This is a genomic window from Corallococcus sp. AB045, assembly GCF_003668895.1.
In the GTDB taxonomy this organism is placed as follows: domain Bacteria; phylum Myxococcota; class Myxococcia; order Myxococcales; family Myxococcaceae; genus Corallococcus; species Corallococcus coralloides.
Genome location: NZ_RAWN01000076.1, coordinates 1 through 23,169 on the forward strand (window position 1 = coordinate 1; position 23,169 = coordinate 23,169).

At 71.9% G+C, this 23,169-nt stretch carries 15 protein-coding genes and 1 pseudogene; 4 read left to right on the forward strand and 12 right to left on the reverse strand.

Annotation, left to right across the window (positions count from 1 at the left end):
- Nucleotide 1 precedes the first annotated feature (1 nt).
- From D7Y21_RS19500 to D7Y21_RS19525, 6 genes are all read right to left on the reverse strand, one after another.
- Nucleotides 2-2,251, reverse strand: coding sequence for a hypothetical protein (locus D7Y21_RS19500; RefSeq protein WP_121714955.1), 2,250 nt, complete (start codon nucleotides 2,249-2,251; stop codon nucleotides 2-4).
- A gap of 3 nt (nucleotides 2,252-2,254) precedes the next feature.
- Nucleotides 2,255-6,970, reverse strand: a complete 4,716-nt coding sequence (locus D7Y21_RS19505) for an MG2 domain-containing protein (protein WP_121714957.1) — start codon at nucleotides 6,968-6,970, stop codon at nucleotides 2,255-2,257.
- Nucleotides 6,967-8,562 (reverse strand): hypothetical protein, encoded by a 1,596-nt coding sequence (locus D7Y21_RS19510; RefSeq protein ID WP_199735450.1) that lies wholly within the window; start codon nucleotides 8,560-8,562, stop codon nucleotides 6,967-6,969. The genes D7Y21_RS19505 and D7Y21_RS19510 overlap by 4 nt, the downstream gene beginning before the upstream one ends.
- Complete coding sequence (locus D7Y21_RS19515; RefSeq protein WP_121714961.1) at nucleotides 8,559-9,191, reverse strand: DUF1175 family protein; 633 nt, start codon at nucleotides 9,189-9,191, stop codon at nucleotides 8,559-8,561. Before D7Y21_RS19515 ends, D7Y21_RS19510 begins: the two co-directional genes overlap by 4 nt.
- 30 nt (nucleotides 9,192-9,221) lie before the next feature.
- Nucleotides 9,222-10,124 (reverse strand): DUF2135 domain-containing protein, encoded by a 903-nt coding sequence (locus D7Y21_RS19520; protein ID WP_120562481.1) that lies wholly within the window; start codon nucleotides 10,122-10,124, stop codon nucleotides 9,222-9,224.
- Between the two features lie 246 nt (nucleotides 10,125-10,370).
- Nucleotides 10,371-10,778 carry a low molecular weight phosphatase family protein gene (locus D7Y21_RS19525; protein ID WP_120562482.1) on the reverse strand — a complete coding sequence of 136 codons (408 nt, stop codon included), beginning with the start codon at nucleotides 10,776-10,778 and terminating at the stop codon, nucleotides 10,371-10,373.
- Nucleotides 10,779-10,987: 209 nt separating this feature from the next.
- Here D7Y21_RS19525 and D7Y21_RS19530 point away from each other — a divergent pair, with 209 nt between their 5' ends.
- Complete coding sequence (locus D7Y21_RS19530) at nucleotides 10,988-11,911, forward strand: TerC/Alx family metal homeostasis membrane protein (protein ID WP_121714963.1); 924 nt, start codon at nucleotides 10,988-10,990, stop codon at nucleotides 11,909-11,911.
- Between the two features lie 3 nt (nucleotides 11,912-11,914).
- On the opposite strand, the gene D7Y21_RS19535 is transcribed toward D7Y21_RS19530, so the two are convergent.
- The gene (locus tag D7Y21_RS19535) at nucleotides 11,915-12,733 is read right to left on the reverse strand and encodes a hypothetical protein (RefSeq protein ID WP_121714965.1); all 819 of its coding nucleotides are present in this window, start codon (nucleotides 12,731-12,733) and stop codon (nucleotides 11,915-11,917) included.
- Between the two features lie 109 nt (nucleotides 12,734-12,842).
- Complete coding sequence (locus D7Y21_RS19540; RefSeq protein WP_121714991.1) at nucleotides 12,843-15,107, reverse strand: PAS domain-containing sensor histidine kinase; 2,265 nt, start codon at nucleotides 15,105-15,107, stop codon at nucleotides 12,843-12,845.
- A 396-nt stretch (nucleotides 15,108-15,503) separates the two neighbouring features.
- On the opposite strand from D7Y21_RS19540, the gene D7Y21_RS42245 reads away from it, so the two are divergent.
- Nucleotides 15,504-16,211 carry a hypothetical protein gene (locus D7Y21_RS42245; protein ID WP_199735454.1) on the forward strand — a complete coding sequence of 236 codons (708 nt, stop codon included), beginning with the start codon at nucleotides 15,504-15,506 and terminating at the stop codon, nucleotides 16,209-16,211.
- Nucleotides 16,212-16,274: 63 nt separating this feature from the next.
- Here the strand turns inward: D7Y21_RS42245 and D7Y21_RS19545 are convergent.
- From D7Y21_RS19545 to D7Y21_RS19555, 3 genes and pseudogenes are all read right to left on the reverse strand, one after another.
- Nucleotides 16,275-16,715, reverse strand: a pseudogene (locus D7Y21_RS19545) (thermonuclease family protein); the annotation flags it as partial.
- Nucleotides 16,712-18,304: a lamin tail domain-containing protein gene (locus tag D7Y21_RS19550; RefSeq protein ID WP_370038890.1), complete on the reverse strand. Its 1,593-nt coding sequence runs from the start codon at nucleotides 18,302-18,304 to the stop codon at nucleotides 16,712-16,714. The gene D7Y21_RS19550 and the pseudogene D7Y21_RS19545, both read right to left, overlap by 4 nt.
- A 114-nt stretch (nucleotides 18,305-18,418) precedes the next feature.
- Nucleotides 18,419-20,461: a hypothetical protein gene (locus D7Y21_RS19555; protein WP_233612196.1), complete on the reverse strand. Its 2,043-nt coding sequence runs from the start codon at nucleotides 20,459-20,461 to the stop codon at nucleotides 18,419-18,421.
- A 176-nt stretch (nucleotides 20,462-20,637) separates the two neighbouring features.
- Here D7Y21_RS19555 and D7Y21_RS19560 point away from each other — a divergent pair, with 176 nt between their 5' ends.
- On the forward strand, nucleotides 20,638-21,411 hold the full coding sequence (locus D7Y21_RS19560) for an alpha/beta hydrolase (RefSeq protein ID WP_121714971.1): 774 nt from the start codon (nucleotides 20,638-20,640) through the stop codon (nucleotides 21,409-21,411).
- 10 nt (nucleotides 21,412-21,421) lie between these two features.
- Nucleotides 21,422-22,000, forward strand: coding sequence for a DUF2378 family protein (locus tag D7Y21_RS19565; RefSeq protein ID WP_233591475.1), 579 nt, complete (start codon nucleotides 21,422-21,424; stop codon nucleotides 21,998-22,000).
- Nucleotides 22,001-22,003: 3 nt separating this feature from the next.
- Here the strand turns inward: D7Y21_RS19565 and D7Y21_RS19570 are convergent, their stop codons facing one another.
- Nucleotides 22,004-23,164 carry an acetyl-CoA carboxylase biotin carboxylase subunit family protein gene (locus D7Y21_RS19570; RefSeq protein WP_121714973.1) on the reverse strand — a complete coding sequence of 387 codons (1,161 nt, stop codon included), beginning with the start codon at nucleotides 23,162-23,164 and terminating at the stop codon, nucleotides 22,004-22,006.
- Between the last annotated feature and the right edge of the window lie 5 nt (nucleotides 23,165-23,169).

A 23,169-nucleotide genomic window follows, 5' to 3' on the forward strand; every position in this document is an offset into this window, starting at 1 on the left:
CTCAGGGGGTGGGAGGCCGGGCGCGGTAAGCGCGCTCCAGGAGGGCATCGCTGGAGAGGCCGGGACTGGCCTTGGCGGCTTCGACGTCCAGGCCTTCACCGTGGCCACGGCCCTGGCCTTCGAAGAGGACCTGGGGTCCGTCGAAGGAGGCGCGCTGGGGGCAGGAAGGGAGCTTCAGGCCGGCGCGCAGCGTGTCGCACGGGAGGGAGCGTGCGTCCTCGTAGGGAGCGGCGGGGGTGCCTTCGGTGCGCAGGTAGCGCACGCGGCCGGACTCGAAGCGCAGGGAGACGAGGTTCGTGCCCAGCAGGGCCTCCACCTCGGAGCGGGTGCGGGCTTCGCGCCACGGGGTGTCGCCGCCCTGCGAGAAGGTGAGCCAGGCGTCCCACTTCAGGGGTGGAAGCTGGAGGGCGCGGGTCTCTTCCGGGCGGATGCGCACGGTGCCCCGGAAGGCCTGGCAGTGGGTGGTGTCGCAGAGGGCGCGGCCGGAGTGGCGGGTGTCGGCGTGGCGCTCGTTGTGCGCGGCGACGCGGGCCAGTGCGACGCGGGCTTCGCCTTTGAGCGTGACGTCCTCGGCGGCGACGACGCCGGCGGCGTACTGCACGCGCGTGGTGCGGAAGACGAAGTCGGAGCCGCGCCGGGCCTTGAGGGCGCTGGGCGTGGTGGGCACGCCGGGTGGTGGGCGGTACGGCGGAGGCGTGGACCAGGTGAAGACGCCCGCGTAGTCGCGGCCACCGTCGGGGCCGTCCGGGAAGCGCACGCGCCACGGGCTGCCCAGGCAGACGGCGGGGCCCTTCGCGGTGAGCGCGTCCAGGCGTGAGAAGTCCGGTGGCGCGGCGCGCGGAGTGCCGTCATCGAGCGAGAAGCCGGCGCCCGAGCAGCGGGCCTCCACGGTCGCGGAGGGCAGCAGGCCGAGCACCTGCACTCGCGCGGCGTCCAGTCCCGCCTGACGGCGCACGCGGGTGAGGAGCGCGGGGAGCTCATCCACGAAGTGCCGGGGCATCTTGCCGGGCCGCACGATGACGGCGACGAGGTCCGCGTCCACGGCGGCGATCCATCCGAACTGGGGGCGGCTCGCGGCGTCGCGCACGGTGCCCGTCTTGGTGGCGACGCCCTTGAGGGCCTTGGACGTGGAGAGGCCGCTGAGCGTGCCTTCGTCCACGTTGCCGGTGAGGAGCGCGAGCACGTCCGGCCGCGCCTCCGCGAGCAGCCGGTACGCCTGTGCCATGCCCCACGGGGACAGGCCATGCGCGGAGCGGAGCCCGATGGCCTCCGTCATGTCCGAGGGCAGGCCGGTGAGCCCGACGGCGGACAGCACGGGCCCCCAGACACCGAAGGCCTTCGGCGCGAGGCCCGTGGCCTCCCAGTCCAGGAACCAGCCGTTGCATGAGCGCAGGAGCGCGAGCCGTGCATCCACCTTGGGAGGCAAGCCCGCGCCGCAAGCCCACTCCTGCACGCCCCGGCGCGGCGTGAGCAGTGGCGGCGCATCTGCGTTCGAGGCAAGAGCCGTTCCCGCCGCGTACAGGAACGGCTTGAGCGTGGAGCCGTAGGGCACCGCGCGGCGCACGTCTCCCTCCGAGAACAGCACCTCTCCCGAATGCCGGCTCACCACCACCGTGGCCGCCTCGGGCGCGAGCACCGCCACGTCCGCCAGCTCTTCCACCGTCAGGGGCGCTGCCCACCGCGCTCCGTCATGGCACTGGCGCAGCCGGCGCGTCAGCGCGGCGGGAAACCCCGTGTGCTCTCCCAGGATGCGGGCCAGTCCCCTCCTCGCTCGCGGCGTGTCCACCGCTGGCGCGCTCGCCACTTCCTTCGCCGCGCGCGACAGCGATTGATAGGGACCGTCGCGCCACGCGGGCAGCTCGCCACTCACCGTCAGCGCGAAGGCTTCGTGGAAGAGCCGGTCCTCGCTGGACGCGGGACAGGCCCACCACAGCAACTGGTGCGCCAGTTCGTGCCGCAGCGCCGTGCGCGTCCTCGCGTCCAGCACGCCGGGCGTGTTCTGCCGCAGCTCCACCACGCCGGGCCGCCCCTGCGCGTTGCGCTCGGGAGACAGCGACGTGCCCTTCTGGAGTGTCACGGTGGCGGGGGCCCTCGTCGGAAGGCCTCCCGCCTGCGCCGCGTATTGCGCCTCCAGGGACGTCCAGGCGGCCTGGGCCTCACGGCGCAGGTCCGCCTCGGGCGTCACATCGCCCCGCGTGACGAAGGTGGGCGAAGCCGACAACAGCACGGCGACGGCGACGGCCCACCCCATGGGCTACAGGTCACTCACGGACGTCTTCGAGGGCACCACCTTCAACACGTCCGAAGCCGTGCGGCCCCGGATGCGCGCCGAGTACATGTCCTCGATGGTCGCGGGCGGCGCCGCGAACGTGCCCGCGAACTGCGCGCGCATCACGTAGCCCACCGTGCGCGGGCTGTCGCTCCACCACGCCGGCTCCTCGAAGAAGAACGTCGCGTGCGAGGGGTCCAGCTGCCGGCGCTTGAGCGCCTCCGGAGCCAGCGGCAGCGAGTGCGGCGGCCCGCGGAAGACCTTGTCCTCCTGGAGCGGAACGAAGCCCGCCGGCACCGCGTCCTCCACCACGTAGTACGCCGAGCGCGCCCGGTTCTCCCCGCGCGCGTCCAGCGTCAGCTCCACGTAGACCTCCTCGCCCTGCGTCACGGAAGCGCCCGCGTCCAGCTTCACCTTCCCGCCCTCGCGCAGCACGTAGTACGCGCGCTCCACGGACATCCCGTTCACGCGCGGCTGCACGCTCTTGAGCGGCGTCATCGCGGCGGCGCGCAGCGTGGCCACGCCGTCGAAGCCACCCACGTCCACCGTGCGAGTCCCCGCCGGCAGCGTGGCCACGAGGCCCATGCCGCGCACCGAGAACTTCACCGGCGCCGAAGCGCCCTTCACCTCCGGCGGCGCCATGCCCTTGAACGCCTTCGCGTCGCGCTCCACCAGCCAGAGCGAGTGCAGCAGCGCCGTGCTCCGGTCGAAGGTGGACAGGCCCGGCTCGCTCAGCATCTCCAGGATGCGCTTGCGCGCGCGCGTGACATCCAGCGACCCGAACGACGCCGCGTGCGCGGTGATGGCGGTGAGGCCCACGCGCCGCAGCGGGAAGCGGTAGAACGCCTCGGACGTCTCCGCTTCACCCCGGAGCGCCGCGAGCTTCGCGAAGCCCTCGCCGCTCTGCTTCACCAGCTCCTGGATGCGCCCCTGGAGGCCGGGCTCCTTCATCACGCCCGCCTTCTCCGCGGCCAGCACCGCGAGCGCCAGCGGATACAAATCCCCCGGCTTCGCGGCCTCCACCAGCGCACGCACTCGCGCCGCCTGACGCGGGCCCTGCAGGCGCGCCAGCACGTAGGCGCGTGTCGCGTCGTACTCCGGCGGCAGGCCCTCCTGCGCCTCCAGCCACTTCGCGCTCTCCTGGATGCGCGCGTCGTCGCGGTCCACCAGCCCCGCCTCGGACGCGTACGCCAGACCGTCCAGCGCGATGAGCGTGAGCGGCAGGCTGGGCTCGCTGTAGCCGCCGAACCAGGTGAAGCCACCGCCCTTCACCGCGAGCCCCAGGATGCGGGCCGTGCCCTGCACGGAGCGGCTGCGCGCCTCCGCCAGCAGCGCCTGCGAGTCCGGGTCCAGCTTGTCCAGCGCGCCCGCCTTCTGGAGCACCTGGTACACCGCCACGTTGGGCACCGTCGTGGAGACGAGCTGCTCCAGGCACCCGTACGGATACGTGAGCAGCTCGCGCACGTTGGAGAGCGCCGCGTCCACCGTGGACGGCTGGAGCACCAGCTCCACGCGCGTCAACGCGGACGCCTCCGGTGCCTCCAGCGCCAGCGCGCCGCCGCCCCACGCGCTCACCTGCACCGCGTCCTCCACGGCGGCCGGTGCCACGTCGAAGCGCTTCAGGTCGCGCAGCGGATCCTTGCCGCCCACCACGTCCACGGCGAGCTCCGCCGGGCCCGTCTTCGCCGCGTGCAGCGTCACCGGCACCACCTGCTCGCCGCCCTCGCCCAGCTCCACCTTGCGCTGGAGCACCTCCGCCTGGAGCGCGCCGCCCGGCTGCAACCGCACGTCCAGCACCTGGCTGCCCTTGGACTTCGAACCCGCGGCCAGCCGCACGGACGCGAGCGCCTCGTCGCCCTCGCGCAGGAACTGCGGCAGCGCCGCGTAGACGTTCAGCCCGCCGCGCGTGGCGAACTCCGCCGTGCCCTCACCGAAGCGGCCGGACGTGTCCGCCGCCACCGCCGTCACCACCCACAGCGTCTGGTTGGAGGGCAGCTTGAAGCGCACCGTCGCGCGCCCGTCCCGGTCCGTCACCACCGCCGGGTCCCAGTGCGCCGTGTCCTTCTCCAAATCCTTCGCGTTGCGGCTGGGCGGCTTGATGGACGCGAACGCGTGGTCGGGCAGCCCCGCCATCTTTCGCGCCAGCTGCTCGCCGTAGCCGTAGCCCTGGAACTCCGCCGAGTAGAAGTTCGTCACGTTGTCGCGCGCCGGCGGATAGAAGAAGTCCAGCACGCCGGGGCGGAACTCCGACTGGATGGCGTAGACGGCCTTGTCCACCACGCCCACGGACAGCTGAGCGGACACGCCGTTTCCGTCGCTGTCGGTGACGCGCACGTCGATGGCCTGCTCCGTGAGCGGCAGCGCCTCCGCGCGGCGAGGCTGCAACGCCACCGTGAGCGTGCGCTCCTTCGGAACCACACGGAACGCCACCGTGCGCTCCTCCCAGCGGCCCGTCGCCGTGGGGTACGCCACGGACGCGTACACCGCGCTGCCGAAGCGCTTCTCCACCGGGAACGAGTGCACCAGCGTCCGGCCCTTCAACTGCACCACCGTGGTGCCGTACAGGCTCGCGCCCGTCAGCGTCACCCACACGGGCCCCGTGTCCTTGCCGTCCTGGCCCCAGCCGTCCGGCATGAGCGCCACCAGCTTCGCGCTGTCGCCCGGCTCCAGCGTGCCGGACAGCGACGCGAGCGTGAGGTTGGGCACCTGCGCCACGGGCTCGTCCGCGCCGCCGATGACGAGCAGCGACTCCTCGCCCGTCCACTCCTCGCCCTTCTTGTCCTTCACCGTCACGCGCGCGACGACCCGGCCCACGTCGGTGGTGGGCACCTTCTGGCGCGACGTGCCGTCCTGCTGCGTGGTGAAGGTCTGCGTGCCCAGCTCCTTCTCGCTGCCGTCCGCGCGGACCAGCACGAAGTCCACCTCGCCCGTGGTGACGCCGTAGCCCTTGCCGGACAGCGTGGTGGCGCGCACGGACAGCTGCGCGTCCGAGCCCTTCTGCACCACCGCGTCCGAGAACCGCGCCACGCCCAGCACCTCCACCTTCGACAGGAAGAAGGCGGCGGTGCCGGTGGCGAACGTCTCCTGATCATCCCGTGCGCGCACGGTGAGGCTGTAGCGGTACGGCAGCCGGTCCTCGCCCGCGCCGAGCGGGGGCACGGCGACCTCCACCTGGGCCTCGCCGTCCGCGTCGAACTCGCTCGCGGAGGACCACGGGTCGTCCGTGGCCTGGCGCTCCGCGACGGACGAGTACAGCCGCTCCGGCACGCTCAGCTTGCCCTCGCTGCTGGAGGCGGTGCCGTACGTCACCGCGCTGCCCTGGCCGCCGCGGCCTGAGTCGTCCACCCACGCGGGCGCGTCCAGCAGGCTGCGGTAGAGGAACACCTCGTACTTCGCGCCCTTGGGCACGCCGCCCGCGTAGCGGCGCGCGCGCACCGTCACGCTCACCGTCTGGCCGGGCACCACCGTCTCCGACGCGGGCTGCACCTCCAGGTAGAACGTGGGCTTCACGTAGTCCTGCACGCGCGCCTCGCCCTGGTGGGGGTGCTCGTCCAGGTCCGCCTCGATGCGCAGCACGCCCGTGCCCAGGTCGTCCGGCACCTTCAGCGTGCCGTTGAACGCGCCGAACTCATCCACCGCCGCGCGCGTGGTGATGGCGCGGCCCTCCTGCGACACCAGCTTCACGCGCACGTCGCGCTTCTTCGGAGTGAAGAGCCGCGCGAGGAAAGTGTCCGGCTGGCGCACGAGGCCGCGGAACTTCACCTCGTTGCCCGGCTTGTAGATGGGCCGGTCGCTGTAGATGAACACGTCCGGCGCCACCGCCAGCGTGGAGTAGAAGTCCGTGTCCACGATGGCCGTGTCCTTCCCGGCCGTCACCGTCGCGATGATGCGCGGCTCCGTCACCGCCAGCGTCACCTCGCCCTTGTCGTCCGTGGTGCCCGCGGGGCCCTTGCCCGTGGGCAGGTACACCTGCACCTGCGCCCCCGAGCGCGGCTGCTGATCCCGTCCCGCCACGCGCACCAGCACCTGGCCGTCGGTCTGCTTGAGCTGCACGGTGACGTCGCTGACGACGAGCACCACCTGCCCCTCCACCCGGCCCTGCACCAACTGGAGCACGTAGGTGCCCGCGGGCAGCGGCGCGAGCAGCACGCGGCGCTCCTGGAAGCCGCTGCCGCTGTCACCCGTGTCGAAGCCCGGCACGTTGAAGTCCCGGTTGGCGCCGCCCAGGTCCAGGTTGAGCCACTGGCTGCGCACCACGGAGAAGCCCGGCGGCGTGCCCACCAGCTTCTCCGGCCCTTCCGCCACCTTCGCCAGCGGCTCGCCGGACGAGGACTCTCCCGGCGGCGGCGGCAGCGACGTGCCCACCTCCTGGCGGAAGTCGGGCGACAGCGCCTCCATCAGCACGATGCCCGGCGAGCGCACCGCGTTGAGGCCACGGCTCAGGCCGCGGCCCGGGTTGAGCAGCGTGGGCGGCGTCTCATACGCGCGCCGCAGGTCGCCCTGCGCGCGGATGAACGCGTCCAGGTTCGCGGGCTGGAGCACGCGCAGCTCGACGGGGCCCTTGTCCTCGAAGGCGACGTCCACGGCCACCGGCTCGCCGCTGCCGTAGGAACGCGGGACGGTGATGTAGAGCGGCTTGGCCAGCGCCACGCCGGACAGCAGGAGCGCGGCCAGCGCCGCGAAACGCACGGAGGTCTTCATGTCCCGAACCCTTCCGACAGCATGACGTAGCCCTGCACGTTGCCGCGGAAGCCCAGGTACGGCAGGGCCTCCAGGTCGCGGCGGGCCGCTTCGATTTCAGGGGGCAGCGCCTTGGGCATGGGCGACGAGCGGTCCACGCGCGCCTCGGACGTGTAGCCGTCCGTCGCAAGGCCGCTGAGCAGCCGCCCCATGTTGACGCCCAGCACCACCGTGGAGGGCGCGCGCAGCCCCGCCACCACTGGGCCCGCGGCGTTGAGCATGTTGGGCGCGCGGCCTTCACACGCCTTCTGGAGCCGCTCCACCTCCTGCTGGCTCGTGGCCAGCACCACGTGCTTGCACAGCGTGGTGCGCACCAGCGTCCGCGCGCCGCCGGAGAACAGCGCGGCGAGGCCGTCCGCGTCCTTCTCATCACCCCACAGGAGCGCCAGCTCCGGCTCCAGCGACGTGCCGCGCGGCGTCCACACCAGGGCCACCTGGCGCGTGCGTATCCGGGGCCGGCCCTCGTGCTTCCAGAAGGCATTGAGCTGGGCGGGCTCCAGCGACTCCGGCAGCGTGAGCTGGAACGCGAACAGCACCGGAGTGTCCTCCGGCACCAGCTTGAGCAGGTCGTCGGAGAGGGGCTTGCCGTCGAAGGCCATCCCGTCCGGGCGGAGCTTCCCGGCGATGCCCTTCGCCACCAACCGGTCGCCGTCCACGCGCAGCTGCAGCCGCGTGTCCTCGCCCAGGCCCAACACGTGGGTGAAGAGCTGCGCTTCTCGGCCGTAGGCGTTCGGGTCGAAGCCCACCTCCACGTCCACGCCTCTGTCCGCGTCCAGCTCCGGCAACGGCGTGCACAGCGCCTGGAGCACCACCACCGGGTGCCGCGACAGCACCAGCCGGTCCGCCGAGCGCGCGGCCCACACCGTCTGCTCCGCGACGAGCCAGCGCGACAGGTGGAAGCCGCCGTCAGGCACCTTCCCCGTGCTGGCGGGGCAGCTGTCCGCGACCATCTCCCCACGCTTCGCCACGGCGTCCAGCGAGTCCCACGCCGCCTGCGCGGTCTTGTTCGCCTTCGGGACGATGAGCGCGGGCGTGCCCACGCGCGCGTCGCCGGTGAACCACACCGTGCGGAACGGCGTGTCGAGCAGCTGCCCGGCGACGACGTCCAGCACCGCGCCCTTGAAGGACGCCTTGAGGTCGGCGCCGGTGGAGCCCAGGAACGCGGCCCAGCCGCTCGTGAAGCCCTGGCCCAGCGGCTTGTCCCACTGCGCCTTCAGCCACGCGTTGCGCGCCAGCGCGTCGCGCACCTTCGCGGGCGAGTGCACGTCCACCCAGATGGCGGGCAGCGCCGCGGCGCCGGGCACCTCCATCTTCGTGGGCTCGGAGGACACCTCCGGCATGCCCTCCACGGTGGCGCCCGCGGTCGGCGGGCCCTTGGATTCTCCGGAGGAGAACGCGGGGCCGCCGCCACCGCCGCTGCTCTTGCGGCCGATGACGAAGGCTCCCACGCCCACGCCCACGACGACGGCGCCGATGAGCGCGATGCGCACGGCGGATGAGGGGCCCTTGCCTCCGCCTCCAGCGGGGGGCGGCGGGCTCACGGGAGACGTCATGACATCCACTCCTTGAAGCGGAAGAAGCCGAGGAAGGCGGCGTTGGCCGGCACGGGGCGCCACTCCAGCGGCGCCTCGGTGGCGAGTGAGTCCAGGATGCCGGTGCGCACGCGCGCTCCAGCCTCACCTGGGTGGTAGACGACGCGCGCGGGTGCATGGGCCCGGTCCTCCGGGCGCACCACGAGCATCAGGTGGAAGACGGGGCCCGCGTCGTGCTCCTGGCGGAAGGCCACCACGTCCCCGGTGCGAAGCTGCTCGCGCGCGTCCACGCCACGGCCCAGCGGAACGAAGCTGCGGCTGATCAGCGTCTCCGCGTCCGCGAAGTCGGAAGGTCCGCCGCGCGCGTCCCGCCACAGCGGCGAGGAGAGGCGTTCAGAAGCCACGCGCCGGTACGCCGTGCGGTACGCGTAGCGGATGAGGCCCGCGCAGTCGCGCTGCGCCGGCTGCCACGCGGCGTCCGGAGCCTTCACCTGCGCGAGCGCCACCTGCGCGACCTCCCGGCGAAGCAGCCGCGCGCGAGTCTCCGGAGCCACGGGCTCCGACGCGATGACCGCGCCTTCACGCACAGGGGCCGTCCCGGACGGAGCGGGAGCGGCGTGCAACAACACCGTGAGCATCAGGACGCGCATGGCGGGGCCGAGCCGGGAGCGCCGGTCGCTTCAGTAGCCCTCGTCTCCCCCGCCACCGCCGTCACCACTCTTCTGGAGCTCCTTGACCGCCTCCTCCAGGTTCGTGGGCCAGCCGTTCCCCTTGGGCTTCGGATCCGCGGACGGCACGTACACCTCCGCCTGCCCGTCTCCCAGGATGTTCACCCACGCGAGCACGCGCGTCGTGCCCGGCGTCGCCAGCGGGATGCGCACGCGGCGGCGCACCTCGCCCGGCGTGCCCTCGAAGAGCGCCAGGTTGAGCGTGGCCACCGTGTGCGCCTTGTCACCGCTGGGCCAGTAGTTCGTCGCCACCAGGTACACGCCCTTCGGCGGCGCGCGGTGGACGTAGAGGTACGGGCCGTATGCCGGCTGGTCGAAGTCGCCGCCCTGCTCGTTGAGGAAGAACGTGCCGCCGGACGGGCTCTCCGTGTCCGCCCAGTACACGTGCGCCATCGACGTCACGTCCAGCGTGTCGCCCGCGCTGCTCGCGTCCGTGGGCTCGTAGATGTGCAGGTCCGTGTAGACGCCGTCCGTGTCGCTCGTGAGGATGGCCTTGAGCGGCACCGGCGGCACCTGCGCGTAGCTCGTCGCCTGCGCGCGCGCCGTGCCACCCTTGTTGGTGGCCATCACCGTCACCACGTTCTTGCCGCTGGCCGCGGGGAACTTGCGGCTGAAGCGCCCCCCTTGCGTGCGCATCAGGTAGCGGTCGCCGTTGATGGACACGACCACCGGATCCACCGAGGGGTCGCTCACCGTGCCCTCGATTTTCAGCATCCGGTCCACCGTCCACCCGCCGGACGGCGCGCTCAACACCACCTTGGGAACCGTGTCGCCCCGGCCAATGGGCACCCCCTGCTGGCGGGCGGAGACCGGCGCCGTCTGCGTGAGCAGCCCGGCGAGAAGGACGGAGAGCATGGTGGAGCCTGCGAGCCTGGGAGTGAGGTGCGCGAACCGCGTGTCCGCGAAGAGACACAGCGTGCGGCAAGCCCCTACCCCTTTTCAAGCCACCCGGCCCCCGCTGGCACCACGGCCCGGGAAGCCCCCCCGCCGCGACGCTGGACGTCGCGGCCTTCGCCTCCCTCTTCGCGAGTCCGTCCGTCCGCCTTTCGGGCCCGGACACCCACGGTCACGCGTCAGAAGGGCCCTGCCTGCCGCACCCGACTACTGCGGGCGCTCCCAGCCGTGGCGGGTCACGAAGTCCGACACCATGGCGGCCGTCGTGTCGCGGATCTTCTCCACGTCCGCCGCGGACTTGCCCACCGTGTCCTCCATGGGCCAGTCCTCGCGCTTCTGGTCCGCCACCGACGGCGCGTCCGGCAGCCCGCCCAGCGTCACCAGGATCTGCGCGCTGCTCGCCAGCTCCGGAGTCAGGCGCTGCGGCTTCGCATCACCCAGATCCACGCCCATCTCCTTCATGGTGGCGAGCACCTCGGGATGCAGACGCTCGGCCGGCTGCGTTCCCGCGGAAATCGCGCGCGCCTTCGCCGGGTCCGCCAGCAGGTTGAAGAAGGCCGCCGCGATCTGCGAGCGACCCGCGTTGTGCGTACAAGCGAAGATGACCGTGTTCATCGCACCGCCTTTGGAGTGTTGATAATCATGATGTTCCTGGGCTTCCTGGGAAGTATCACATCCTGAGCGGGGATGAGGACAACGCTCGCCCCTCCCCCATCACGTCCCCCTGACAAGGGGTGTCATGACGACGGATATGGGTAGGATTTGACTCCGCGCGAACCCTTCGCTCGGGCGGAAGCCGGGGGGATGCCTAGGTTGGTGGGGTCATGCAAAGCACCCCTTCCTGGGCCTGGGTCGTCTTCTGGGCGCTGCTCCTGGCGCTGCTGGCGGTGGACCTGCTGGCGCACCGGGGAGGGCGGGGGCAGTCGCGCCGCGCGGCGGTGCTGTGGAGCCTGGCGTGGGTGGGCCTGGGCCTGGGCTTCTGCGGCTTCGTGTGGGTGACGCTGGGCAGTGAGCGCGGCCACGAATATCTGGCGGCGTGGCTCATCGAAAAGAGCCTGAGCCTGGACAACGTCTTCGTCTTCCTCGTCATCTTCCGCAGCCTGAACGTGCCCCAGCGCTACCAGCACGAGGTGCTCTTCCTGGGCATCTTCGGCGCGCTGGTGTTCCGGGCCCTGTTCATCTTCGTGGGGGCGGCGGCGCTGCAGCGCTGGGGCTGGGTGTCGTACGTCTTCGGCGCCATCCTGCTCGTCACCGCGTGGCGCGTCTTCCGCGAGGATCCGTCGAAGCAGGAGGACAACCGCGTCGTGGGGTGGCTGGCCAGGAAGCTGCCGGTGACGGACCAGGTGGAGGGGCCGCACTTCGTGGTGAAGCTCCAGGGCCGCAGGCTGGCCACGCCGCTGCTGCTGGCGCTCGTGGGCCTGGAGGTGACGGACATCCTGTTCGCGGTGGACTCGGTGCCGGCGGCGTTCTCCGTCACCACCGACACGTTCATCCTCTACAGCTCCAACGCCTTCGCCATCCTGGGGCTGCGCGCGCTCTACCTCGTCATCGCCGGGGCGGTGGGGCAGCTGAAGTACCTGCACTACGGGCTTGCGGGGGTGCTGGCGTTCGCGGGCGTGAAGATGGTGGTGGAGACGTGGGTGCACATCCCGCCGCTCCTGTCCGTGGCCATCATCGTGGCGGTGATTGGCGGGGCGGTGGGCGCTAGCCTGGCGCACCGCCGGTCCATGCGCCAGGCGGAGGCCTGACGCTCAGGGCGTGGGCAGGTCCGCGGTGCCGCCGGGATTCAGGGGCTTCGTCAGGAGCGTGTCGAACATGGGGTTCGCCGCCTTCGCGATGCGCGCCGCGTGCTTCTTCAGCAGGGCGGCGTTGGCGTCCTTCACGTCCTTGCCGGAGGCCACCTCCAGCTGGGTGATGTACTTGCGCAGCCCGGCGCGGCGCTGCTCCAGCTGCAGCCGCTCCGCCTCGCTGAGCTTCGGGTCCTCCAGCTGAGGGCCAATCGCGGCGAGCTGCTCCTCCAGGAGCGCGATGTTCGCGGGGTCGGACGCCTGGGACACCATCGCCACGCCCGCGTCCGGCGCGGCGGCCACGGGCTCCGGATACACCACGGCGGTGAGGCGGCCGAACTCCTGGGGCGACATGCCCTTCGCCTCCAGGTTCAGGAGGAGGGCTGCCTGGGCCTTGCCCAGCATGCGCAGGGAGGCGCCCGCGGCCCGGAGCTGCGCGCTGCGGTTTCTGCTGTTGAACGAGTCGCCGTGCTTCTGGACGAAGGCCAGGGACTCCTTCTGCAGCACGTCGTAGGCAGGCAGGGTCGCCTCGCGCGCCGCGAGGTAGGCCTCCAGCCGCGCCTCGTCCAGCTTCAGCACCTTGCCCGTGGCAGGCGGCTGGAAGGGGTAGCGGGCGTTGAGCTCGGCGACCTTCTGGGCGCGCTCCTGGGACTTCATCAGCGCGGCCACGCCGGCGCCGTCCATCTGGCGGTCCGCCCAGTACCCCGTCGCGACCAGGCCTCCACCCACGAGGAGCAGCCCGCCGACACCCAGTCCCAGCCCGAGGATCCACTTCTTGTTCATGGCGCTGCTCCGCTCTCCTTCCGGAAGGGCGGGGCCCGCCCGCCGCCGGAGCCCCTTTGCTACCCGGGCCTTCCCTGGAGGGCAAGCGCCCCCCGGGAGGGCGGCCCCTTCAGTCCCGGGGGGGCGGCCGGCGCGGCAGCTGCACGAGGAAGGTTGTGCCATCCCGGACGGTGGAGCGCACGCGCAGCCGTCCGCCATGCGCATCCACGATGTGCTTCACGATGAACAGCCCCAGCCCCAGCCCGTGGGAGTTGCGGTGGCCGTCCTGGGCCTCCGCGCGCTTGAGGGGTTCGAACAGGTGCGGCATCAGGTGCTGGGGAATGGGGCGCCCCTGGTTCTTCACCGCGAGCGTCACCGCCTCCTGCTGGCCGCGCAGCCGCACGCGCACCGGGCAGAGGGCGTCTCCATAGGCGAGCGCGTTGTTCACCAGGTTGGTGATGACCTGCGCCAGCCGGTCCGGGTCGCACCACAGCCGGGCCCCTCCCCGCCCGGACACCTCCAGGCGCCGGTCCGGGTGGGCCTGCTGCACCTCGTCCACCACCTGGCGCACCAGGTCCAGGAGGTCCACCTCGCGCGGATCCATGGGGATGCCGCCGCCCAGCCGGGCCTGGGTGAAGTCCAGCACGTCGCGCAGCATGCGGTGCGCGCGCTCGGCGCTGGAGAGGATGCGGGCCACGGCCTTCTGGTCGCGAGGGTCGGGGTCCTCGCGCTTCGCCAGTGACGTGGCGGCCATGGTGATGGCGGAGATGGGGTTGCGCAGGTCGTGGCCGACGATGCCGATGAGCAGCTGTTCGAACTCCGCGCGGCGCTTCGCCGCGGCTTCCGCCTCGTGCCGGCCGGTGACGTCCTGCATGGCGCCCACCATGCGTACCGGGCGGCCCTGGAGGTCCTTCACCACGCGGCCCCGGTCCTCGACGAAGGCCCACGTCCCGTCGCCCCGGCGAATCCGGTACTCGGCCTCCCAGCGGCCCTCGTGGCTGTCGAGCGCCGCCTGCAGCCCCCGCATCACCCGCTCGCGCTCGTCGGGGTGCATGCTGTCCGTCCACCACGCCGTGTCCATGACGGGCGGCCCCCGGGACGTGTCCAGCCGGAGGACGCGGGGCGCCGATTCGCTCCAGTGGATTTCATCCGTCACCAGGTCCCAGTCCCAGATGATGTCGCGGGAGGCCAGGGTGGCCAGCCGGTAGCGCGTCTCCGACGCACGCAGCTCCTGTTCCGCCCGGCGCCGCTCGGTGATGTCCAGCGACACGCCCGACACGCTCACCACGCGCCCGCCCGCGTCGAACACCGGCAGGAGGCGGACCTCGAACCAGACGCCCATGAGGTACAGCTCCGTGGACAGCCGCTCCCCGGCCAGCGCGCGCAGGATGACCTCCAGCACGTCGCGCCGGTCCCGGAACACGTCGAAGACGGAGCGTCCGTGCATCACCCGGGAGGGCACGGACGTGGACGTCACGCCCTCGCCCTCGAAGAGGGTGAACACGCCCTGCGCGTCGAAGGCCCACAGCACGACGGGCAGCTGCGTGAGCACGCGGTGGAGCTGCTCGCGGGCCTCGTCGCGCTCCTGGCGCAGCGTGCGCGTGGTGGTGATGTCCGTGGACACGCCGCACAGGGCCCACGGCTCGCCCTGCACGACGCTGGGCAGGGGGAACTTCATCGTGTGGTAGAGGTGCGTCCCGTCGGGCTGGAGCACCTCCTCGTCGAAGACGAGCGGCGTCTTCGCCGCCAGCACCCGGCGGTCGTTGTAGCGGAAGCGCTCCGCCGTCTCCCGGGGGAACAGTTCCAGGTCCGAGCGCCCCAGCACCGACCCACGCTCGTGGCCGGAGATGGACTCGAAGGGGCGGTTGATGAAGAGGTACCGCCCGCTGGCGTCCTTCGCGTAGATGGCGGCCGGGGCGTGGTCGAGGATCTCCTGCAGCCGCCGTTCGCGGGAGCGCAGCGCCTGTTCATGTTCGTGGACGTAGTGGGCCACGGCTTCCGTCAGGCTCCGGTCCAACGCGCGCCACAGCGTGCGCAGCTCCTCCGTGTCGAGCGGCCGGTGGGACACATCCAGCACTTCGAGGATGGCCTCGCGCAACAGGCCGTACTCCTCCACCAGCGTCTCCACGCGAGCGCCGGCATGGAAGCGCCGCAGTCCGATCTCCCGGGCATGGGCCCAGACCGCCCCCGTGGACCACGTCTCCACGGCGCCCTGACGGAGGACGAGCACCAGCGCGTCCACCAGCTTGAGCATCCCCTCCAGCCGCTCCTGGAGCACCGAGGACCTGCCTGGAGGATGAGGCCCCAGCCGTGCGCCCCAGCGCCGGAGGATGTCCTCGCGCCGCGCCTCCATCAGGTCCGCGAGCGAGTCCGTCGTGGAGGCGACGGGGTTCATGCCGGCGCTCCGGAGGCACCGGTCGGACGAGGCAGGCCGCCTGCTGTGAGAAGAGTGAATGTCACCGTACCCCTGCTCCCGGGACATGGCTGGAGTGGAGGGAGGATGGACATCCCGCGTCACGAAATGGATGGGGCCCGCGGGATGGGGTGGGGTGGGTTGCCCACCTCTGGGATTGAACCCGGGGACGTGGCGGGCGGCCATGGGAGGCCTCCGTGAACCGCTGGGCCCCGTCAGGGTCCTGGGGGAGACTGACTCCCAAGCACACGGGAGGCAGCAGGCCATGTCATTCGCGGAACGCAGGACCGGCGAGCAGGGCGCGCACGCGCTGGCGACGGGGCGGTTGCCCCCGAGGACGTGGACCCAGGTACAGGTCCAGAGGGGCGGGGGCCGGTCATGAGCACGACCCAGGCGGAGGATCCCCTGGAGTCGCTGGCCCGGGGCCACGTGCGCAGCGTCTGGGAGGTGCTGGAGGCGATGAGCATCCTCATGCGCCGCCGCAACGAGGGCCTGCCGCTGAACCTGCCGCAGGTGACGCTGTTCCTGCGCAGCGGGCGTGAAGTCACGGGGCTCATCCGGGAGTACGGCGAGTTCCGCCAGGGCCGCGGCGTGCTGCTCATCACCTCCGGCGGCTACGGTTCGCGCGGAGAGGGCCTGGACGTGACGTTCGTACCGGACGGCGTCATCGAGGCGCTCACGCTGCATGACGCCACGGTGCTGGACACGCCCGCGAAGTCGATGCCCGAGTCCTCGCCCATGCACCTGCGCCGCCACCTGCCCGCGATGGCCGACAGGCTGTCCAGCGCCTGGGGCACGAAGGTGACGGCGGAGTTCGGCACGGCCGCGGAGCTGGAGCAGGAGGCCCACATCCAGCCCCTGGCGTGGCTCGTCGAGCGCACCGGCGAGGTGCTGCCCAAGCTGGCCGCGACGCCCGACGTGGGCGACGTGCTCCGGGAGCGGGTGCGCAGGGTGCGGCTGATGGTGAGGGACACCTTCGGGGCGAGGCTCTCTGACGGCACGCTGGACCTCACCACGTCGCGCCGCCCGGCCGCCTGGCCGCTGGAGCCGGAGCTGGCCCGGGCGGTGATGGACACGCTGCCGTAGGGTGGCCGCCGCCGGGCGCCGTCCCCGGGGGCATGGCGCCGGGCAGCGGCCCCACAGGCCCCGGCGGGCGCGCCGGGCCTCCAGCTCCAGGGCCTCGAACTCGCCGCGCCGGGAGGCTCCGGCCGGCGGGATGAAGAGCGTGCACGCGTAGCCCCGTTGCACGAGCAGCGCGTTCACGTCCTGGCCGTCCACGGACACGTAGGCGAGCCGCCGCCCGTAGCGGTCCGTGCACGCCTCCGCGTCCCGCAGCCGCACCGTGCGGCCCTCCACGAGCGAGCGGTTGAACGCCGCGGCCTCCTCGCCGAAGCAGTCGTCGTGGCCCTTCGTGGTCTCCGGCGTATCCGCGAGCAGATAGCGGATGCGCTCGCCGTCCTGGAGCACCACCGTGTCCCCGTCGATGACCTTCGTCACCACGCCCGTGCTCGGGCCGCACTCCCCTTCCCCGCCACCACAGGCGGACAGGACGGTGAGCAGCAGCAGCCACGCCAGTCCCCGCGTCCTCATCGCGCGCACGTCCGGTTCTCCCGGCCCGGGGTGCCCCGGTCTCCCGCGCCGTAGGTCGCGCCGGCGGGCGTGGGACAGAAGGCCCCGGCCGCGTCGTTGCCGGTGGCGTCCCGCACGCGCGCATCCAGCTGCGACGACACGCCGGGGCTCGCGGCGTTCGTGAAGGCCACCGAGTCCAGGACGGTGCCCTGCGCCGACAGCTTGAGGACATGGGCCCCCGCGCCGTTGCCCAGACCGAACGCGAACGTGCCGAGCACCGAGGGCAATCCGCCATTGAGTGAAGCGTCGTCACCGCGCGAGAGGACCGCGAAGCCGCCTGCCTTCATCGACAGGCACATTGGGGACTCCAGGACGGAGCGGCCCGACTCGTTGGCGAGCGTCACCCCGTTGAGGTCCACCTCGCGCAGCGCGAGCACCTCCACCCATTCCCCCTGCGCATCCGGGACGGCGGCGGGGTCGGCCATGAACTCGGTGAGCACCAGCGAGCCCACGGTGGGAGCTCGGAGCGCACGGGTCTGCCCCGTGGTCCGGTCGATACAGCCCGCCTGCGCCGTGCCCGCGTCCGTTCCGGTGCACGCGCGGTTGGTCCGTCCCGGCGTGCCCAGATTGCCCTTGTCACCGTAGGCCTCCGTGGCCGCGCACCAGGACTCCGTGACGTCGTTGCTCTTCGCATCGGCGGTGAGCGGCGCGGACACCTGGGTGGCCACGCCGTCCTGGGCCGGGCCATACAGCGCGCTGTCGATGAGCACGCTGCCCGCACGCACCGCGACCACGCCGCCCGCGTTGCGCAGGTCCACGGAGAACGTGGCCAGCGGCTCCGGCAGGCCACCGTTCACCTCCGGTTCCCGTCGGCGCGCGAGCAGCGCGGACTCTCCGGCGGCGAGGGACAGACAGCGCTCCGAGTCCAGGCGTGTGCCGGACGTGTCCGTTCCCACCGTCAGCCCATTGAGGTCCACGGGCACGGTGGCGCGGACCTCCAGCCACTCGCCCACCGTGTCGTCGCCTCGCGGGTTGGCCATTACCTCCGTGATGATCAGCTCTCCGGGGCGCGGAGACTGGACCTCCCGGGGAGCGACCGCGCCGGGTGGCAGACACGTCGCTCCGGATGTCACTCCGCCATCCGGCAGCGAGGGGCACGGCGCGTTCGCGCTGCCCGGACTGCCCGGCGCATCACACCAGCCAGTCAGGCCATCATGGGTCCTGGCCGAGCCCGACTTCGCGGGCGCTTCGAGCACCACCGAGTCGAGCACTCGCATTCCACACCGAAGGCCCAAGAGCCCCGCGCTGTTCCCCAGCGCGCCGAGCGCATCCCCATAGGTCTGGTCCACATGCTCGGGCAGTGCTCCTTCGCGCACGTCGCCCAGCACGATGAAGGAACCCGCGTCCACCGGCAGGCCCGTGGTGAACGTGTAGACCCGCTCCTGTGCCGCCTCGTCGCGCGCGGTGAAGAGCGTGACGCCCAGCAGGTCCACGGTCTCCCCGGTGGGGTTGTGGAGTTCCACGTACTCCTTCCCCGTGTCCGCGCCCGCGGGGTCGTTGAGGTACTCCGTGATGACCAGGTCCCCCGGCAGCAATGCCTCACAGGCCACTGGCTCCTCTTCCCACGTGGGCAATCCGCACGCCCCCATCCACCCCAGCACCCATCCCAATCCCAACCGCACGCCCCATCCCCGCACTGCCCAAGCCGCCACACTCCGCTCCCTTCAGAACCGCGTCTCCACTTCCAGCGCGAACAGGTGCCGGGGCGCATCCGGCGGCGTCCGGGCACCTCTCGCGTCCTTCAAGTCCACGACCCACGCGTACCGGGCCCGTGTTGTCACGGCGTCCGCCGTCCAGCTCGCATCGAGCGTGGTCCGGAAGGCCTGCTCCAACCGGTTGCGCGTCGACAGGTCCTCGTCCTTCCACACTGCGCGGCCGCGCAGCCTCACGGCGTCACAGGGCCGCACCTGCGCTTCCACCACCGCGTGCGCGTCCTCACGCACGCCCCGGTTCACCGGATCATCCACGCGGGCATGCGCGTACTGCGCGGCCACGGACACGGCGTCGTGAAGCTCCGCCTTCACCCGAGCCGTGATGCGCAGGAGCGACCCTGAGCAGGGGTCCTCGCCCGAACCGTCGAAGCAGTCCCCCGCCACGCCGACGTCCTTGTCCCGGTACTCGGCCCACAGCGACGGTTGGAACAGCGCGTGCGCCCGCCAGTCCACCCGGGCCGAGGCCCGCAGGTTCACCGTGCCAGCACTGCCCACCGCCGCGCCGTCGGCAGGCAACGTCCAAGCATCCACCTCACCGCGCAGCCGCAGCGCGCCCTCCACGCGGTGCAGGTAGCGCACGCGCGCGCCCACCTCGTTCCGCGCCCGCGAGCCCTCCAGTTCGTCCGGGCCGGACATCGCGCCGGTGTAGGGATTGGCGAAGCCGCGCCCATAGGCACGCAGCGACAGCTCCAGCTCCTTCGACGTGTCCGCCACCACCGTGCGCTGAAGCGCGCCGTAGCCACCACCTCCGCCCGGCGTCGCATCGAACGTGCGCGCCGCTTCCACGAAGAGGTCCACAGGGCCCAGCCCCCACGCGCCATCCACGCCCACCGCGCCGAAAGCGCCGCCCGCCGGGTAGCCCGCCGTGGAGCGGAAATCGAGCGTCGCGCCCTCCACGCTCCACACGGGCCGCGCGCCCCACGCCGTCATTCCGACCTGTGCCCGCCGGGTCCACGCCATCGCCGCGTGGCCGCCTCCCGCCCACTCGTGGAACACGCCGGGCAGCGTGCGCGACACCACGCGTCCCATGGGGGCGCCCGTCCCCGCGAGCCACACCGCTGGCGCCTTGCAGGCAGTGCCCTCGCAAGACGTCCGCTCCATCAGGGCATGCGAGAGCAGCGAGCGGGACTGGTACGAGCCGAAGCCCGTCACGGACACCCCCGAAGAGGTCCGCACCGTGCCCACCACGCCCCGGAAGCCTTCGTCCCACTGGAAGTCCGGCGTCACGTCCGCATCGCGTTCCTCGGGGGTGCAGGCACCTTCTCCCAGGAAGCACCAGCGCTCCACGCCGCCCGGCACTCGCACGGTGTCGTCAGGCAGGAAGCCGTCCGGAGTGGGCAGTCCGGTGGTGTCCAACGTCAGCCGCTGACCGAAGCCCAGCCGGTACGAGCCCACCAGCACGGAGGCCCGCTCGCCCGTCCACTGACCGTGGAACTTGGGCACGACCACCGACACACCGGGCGCCTCCGCCACCAGTGCCCGCCGGTTCGCATCCCGGTGCACCGAGCCCAGCCGTCGCCGCGTGAGGGACGTGAGCAGTCCCACGCGCCAGCCCTCCGGCCCCGCCACGCGCACCTGGAGCGCCAGTGGCGGAAGCACCGGATCCGACGCGGCGAACGCCGTCAGCAGCCGCGCATCGCCCGTCACCCGCTCCGGCGTCGAGGTCGTCAGGAAGGGCGCCAGCCGTCGCCGCTCCTCCGGTGTCAGTCCCCCGGAAGCAGTAAACCCATCCACGCGCGCGTACGTCAGTCCCGGCAACGCATAGAGCGAGGCGCGCGACGCATGCGCTGGATCCACGCCCGAGCGCCGCAGCACCAGCAGCGCGGACAGTGTCTCCGCCGTGATGGCGCCGTCCTCCCTCAGCGAGAACAGCGCCTGCTCTCCCGTGTCCTCTGGCTCTACCTCATAGGTCGCGGCGAGCGCCGTGAAGGGCAGACCCAGCAGGAACAGCCACACGCAGACGAGGACGGAGCGCACGCGGCGGGCCCTCTGCATGAGCGGGACCACCCTTCCCTACAGAGAAGGCACGACGCGCGGTCCATCCGTTCCCCGGACCCGCCGTCCAGGCCAGGGACGGCGGTCCACGCGTCTCCACGTGGGCGTGGGGCGGTGCGGCTATGCTGCGGTGACATCCTCGCGAGGCCGGTCCCGTCCGGCCCCAGAAACAGCGCATGGGCTACGTCCACATCCTTCGCCACTTCCCCTCTCCCCAGGAGGGGTTCAACCGCACCGTCCGCATCTACACGCCGGACACCTACGACTCCCGGCAGGACCACCGCTTCCCGGTGCTCTACATGCACGACGGGCAGAACGTCTTCGCGCATCCGGAGTCCGCCGTCTTCGACACGTGGTGCGCCAACCGAGTCGCGGAGGAGAGCGTCCAGGCGGGGCGGATGGAGCCGTGGATCATCGTCGCGGTGGACTCGGGCCCCGGCCGCTTCCAGGAGTACTCGCCGTGGGACGAGCCGCGCAACGGCGTGTCCGCGCGAGGCGAGGCCTACGGGCGCTTCCTGGTGGAGGAGCTCAAGCCGTACATCGACCGGACGTACCGCACGCGCCAGGGCAGCGAGTGGACCGGCGTGATGGGTTCATCCCTGGGCGGGCTCATCTCGCTGTACCTGGGGTGGAAGTTCCCGCGGGTGTTCGGCCGCATCGGCGCGCTGTCGCCCACGGTGATGTGGAGCCAGGGCCGCCTGTTCGACGCGTGGCGCGAGCACAGCCAGCGCTGGACGCGCATCTACCTGGACGCGGGCGCCACGGAGTACATCCACGCGGGCGGCCTGCCCCTGGACTACGGCCGGGGAACGCGCGACTTCTTCGATCACCTCAAGGGCCTGGGTTACGGCGACCACGAGGTGTCGCTCGTGCTGGAGCCCGGCGGCGAGCACCACGAGAAGGACTGGCAGCGACGGCTGCCGGGCGCCATGCAGTGGCTGCTCGGGTGAGTCCCCTTCCGTGACACGACGGCCTCGCTCGGTGCCGCCCGAACAGCGGCAGGTCTACGTGCAGGTCGTGGAAGGCCTGCTCCAGCACGGCCTGAGAGGCCAGGTGTCCCCCCGCCTGCGGGAACGGCTGCGTCAGGCGGGCGTGGACCTGGACCGGCCGCTGTTGCCGCTCTACCCCGTGCCGCTCTGGGCGCGGTGCCTGGAGATCGTCGTCGAAGAGGTGTACCCGGGCCTGCCCAAGGCGGAGGGCTACGCCCGGCTCGCCCGGGCGCACGTGGAGGGCTACGGGGCCACGCTGCTGGGCCGCGCGGTGATGGGCGTGATGCGCGTGCTGGGGCCCCAGCGCATGGTGCAGCGGATGCCGGAGGTGCTGCGCGGCACGGACAACTACACGGAGGTGACGCTGGTGGAGCGAGGCCCCGCGCACTTCGAGCTGCACTTCAACTCGAGCCTCAAGGGGCCCGGCTACGTGGAGGCCCTCTTCGAGGCCATGCTGACCGCGGGCGGCGCGAAGGCGCCTCGCGTGACGAAGCTGTACGACGACGGGGAGCGCACCGAGTACGCGCTCACCTGGGCGCAGGAGCCCTGACGCTCACGTCGCCTGGATGAAGCGCACCGCGTCCTGCATGGATTCGAGGTCCGTGTGGCGCGTGAGGTACATCTCTTCACCCAGCAGCGAGTGGTAGATGGGCGGCAGCTCGCGGTGCACGAGCAGCGACTTGCCCAGCCGTTCGACAATCTGCGAGTGGGAGTGCTTGTAGCGCCGGCCGTGACGGCGGGCGCTGTGGCAGACGTGGTGGCGCGGCGTGTACTGGAAGTCCGCCACCGGGTCACCGGTCACGACGCGGGCATAGAGCCGGTACACGTCGATGTCGCACGTGTAGTTCATCATGTCCGTCATGAAGCCGCCGGGCGGGCGGAGGTTGGCCTCCAGCACGACGAAGCGGCCGTCTGGCAGGCGGAAGAACTCCAGGTGGAACCAGCGCTCGCGCAGGCCGAACGCGGCGACGACCTGGCGGCCCAGCACGTCGAGCGCGGCGGGGATGTGCTGGAGGCTCCAGAAGGAGATGTCGCGCCGCTCGGTGACGGTCTCCATGCCGCCGTCGCTGTATTCGTGGCTGAGGTTGAAGACGATGACGCCGTGGCGGTCCACGATGCCGTCGTAGGTGACGATGGTGCCGCGCACGAAGGGCTGCGCGACATAGGACGTGGGCAGCGGGTGGGCGAGCGCGGCGTCCACCTCCGCGTCGCTGGCGACCTTGAACGTGTGGGCGGCGCCCACGCCCACGTCGGGCTTGAGCACGAGCGGGTAGCCCACGCGGGATGCGAACTCCTTCACCTGGTCCGCGTCGCGCACGCGCAGGAGGTCCGGGTGGGGGACGCCGGAGGCGTGGAAGACCTCGGCCATGCCGGACTTGGAGCGCAGCTTGAGGATGTCCGAGGGCTGGAGGCCCGCGACATGGAAGTCCTCGCGCAGCCGGGCTTCGACTTCGAGCCAGGACTCGTTGAGGGACTCGATGCGGTCCATGCGGCCGTGGCGCCAGGTGAGGTAGCCGGTGGCGCGCAGGAGGGCGTCGTAGTCGGTGAGGCTGGGGACGAAGAAGTATTCGCGAAGGGACTCGCGAAGTTCCGGGCGCAGGGACTCGTAGGGTGTGTCGCCGATGCCCAGCACGGTCACGCCGCGCTCGCGCAGCGCGGTGGCGAAGTGGAAGTACTGGGAGGGGAAGTGGGGGGAGATGAAGACGAAGTTCATGGCTC

Excerpts from the sequence above, each read along its gene's own strand:
- D7Y21_RS19500 (WP_121714955.1), bottom strand. The coding sequence starts at position 2,251 with ATGGGGTGGGCCGTCGCCGTCGCCGTGCTGTTGTCGGCTTCGCCCACC.
- D7Y21_RS19505 (WP_121714957.1), bottom strand. The coding sequence starts at position 6,970 with ATGAAGACCTCCGTGCGTTTCGCGGCGCTGGCCGCGCTCCTGCTGTCC.
- D7Y21_RS19510 (WP_199735450.1), bottom strand. The coding sequence starts at position 8,562 with ATGACGTCTCCCGTGAGCCCGCCGCCCCCCGCTGGAGGCGGAGGCAAG.
- D7Y21_RS19515 (WP_121714961.1), bottom strand. The coding sequence starts at position 9,191 with ATGCGCGTCCTGATGCTCACGGTGTTGTTGCACGCCGCTCCCGCTCCG.
- D7Y21_RS19520 (WP_120562481.1), bottom strand. The coding sequence starts at position 10,124 with ATGCTCTCCGTCCTTCTCGCCGGGCTGCTCACGCAGACGGCGCCGGTC.
- D7Y21_RS19525 (WP_120562482.1), bottom strand. The coding sequence starts at position 10,778 with ATGAACACGGTCATCTTCGCTTGTACGCACAACGCGGGTCGCTCGCAG.
- D7Y21_RS19530 (WP_121714963.1), top strand. The coding sequence starts at position 10,988 with ATGCAAAGCACCCCTTCCTGGGCCTGGGTCGTCTTCTGGGCGCTGCTC.
- D7Y21_RS19535 (WP_121714965.1), bottom strand. The coding sequence starts at position 12,733 with ATGAACAAGAAGTGGATCCTCGGGCTGGGACTGGGTGTCGGCGGGCTG.
- D7Y21_RS19540 (WP_121714991.1), bottom strand. The coding sequence starts at position 15,107 with ATGAACCCCGTCGCCTCCACGACGGACTCGCTCGCGGACCTGATGGAG.
- D7Y21_RS42245 (WP_199735454.1), top strand. The coding sequence starts at position 15,504 with ATGAGCACGACCCAGGCGGAGGATCCCCTGGAGTCGCTGGCCCGGGGC.
- D7Y21_RS19555 (WP_233612196.1), bottom strand. The coding sequence starts at position 20,461 with ATGCAGAGGGCCCGCCGCGTGCGCTCCGTCCTCGTCTGCGTGTGGCTG.
- D7Y21_RS19560 (WP_121714971.1), top strand. The coding sequence starts at position 20,638 with ATGGGCTACGTCCACATCCTTCGCCACTTCCCCTCTCCCCAGGAGGGG.
- D7Y21_RS19570 (WP_121714973.1), bottom strand. The coding sequence starts at position 23,164 with ATGAACTTCGTCTTCATCTCCCCCCACTTCCCCTCCCAGTACTTCCAC.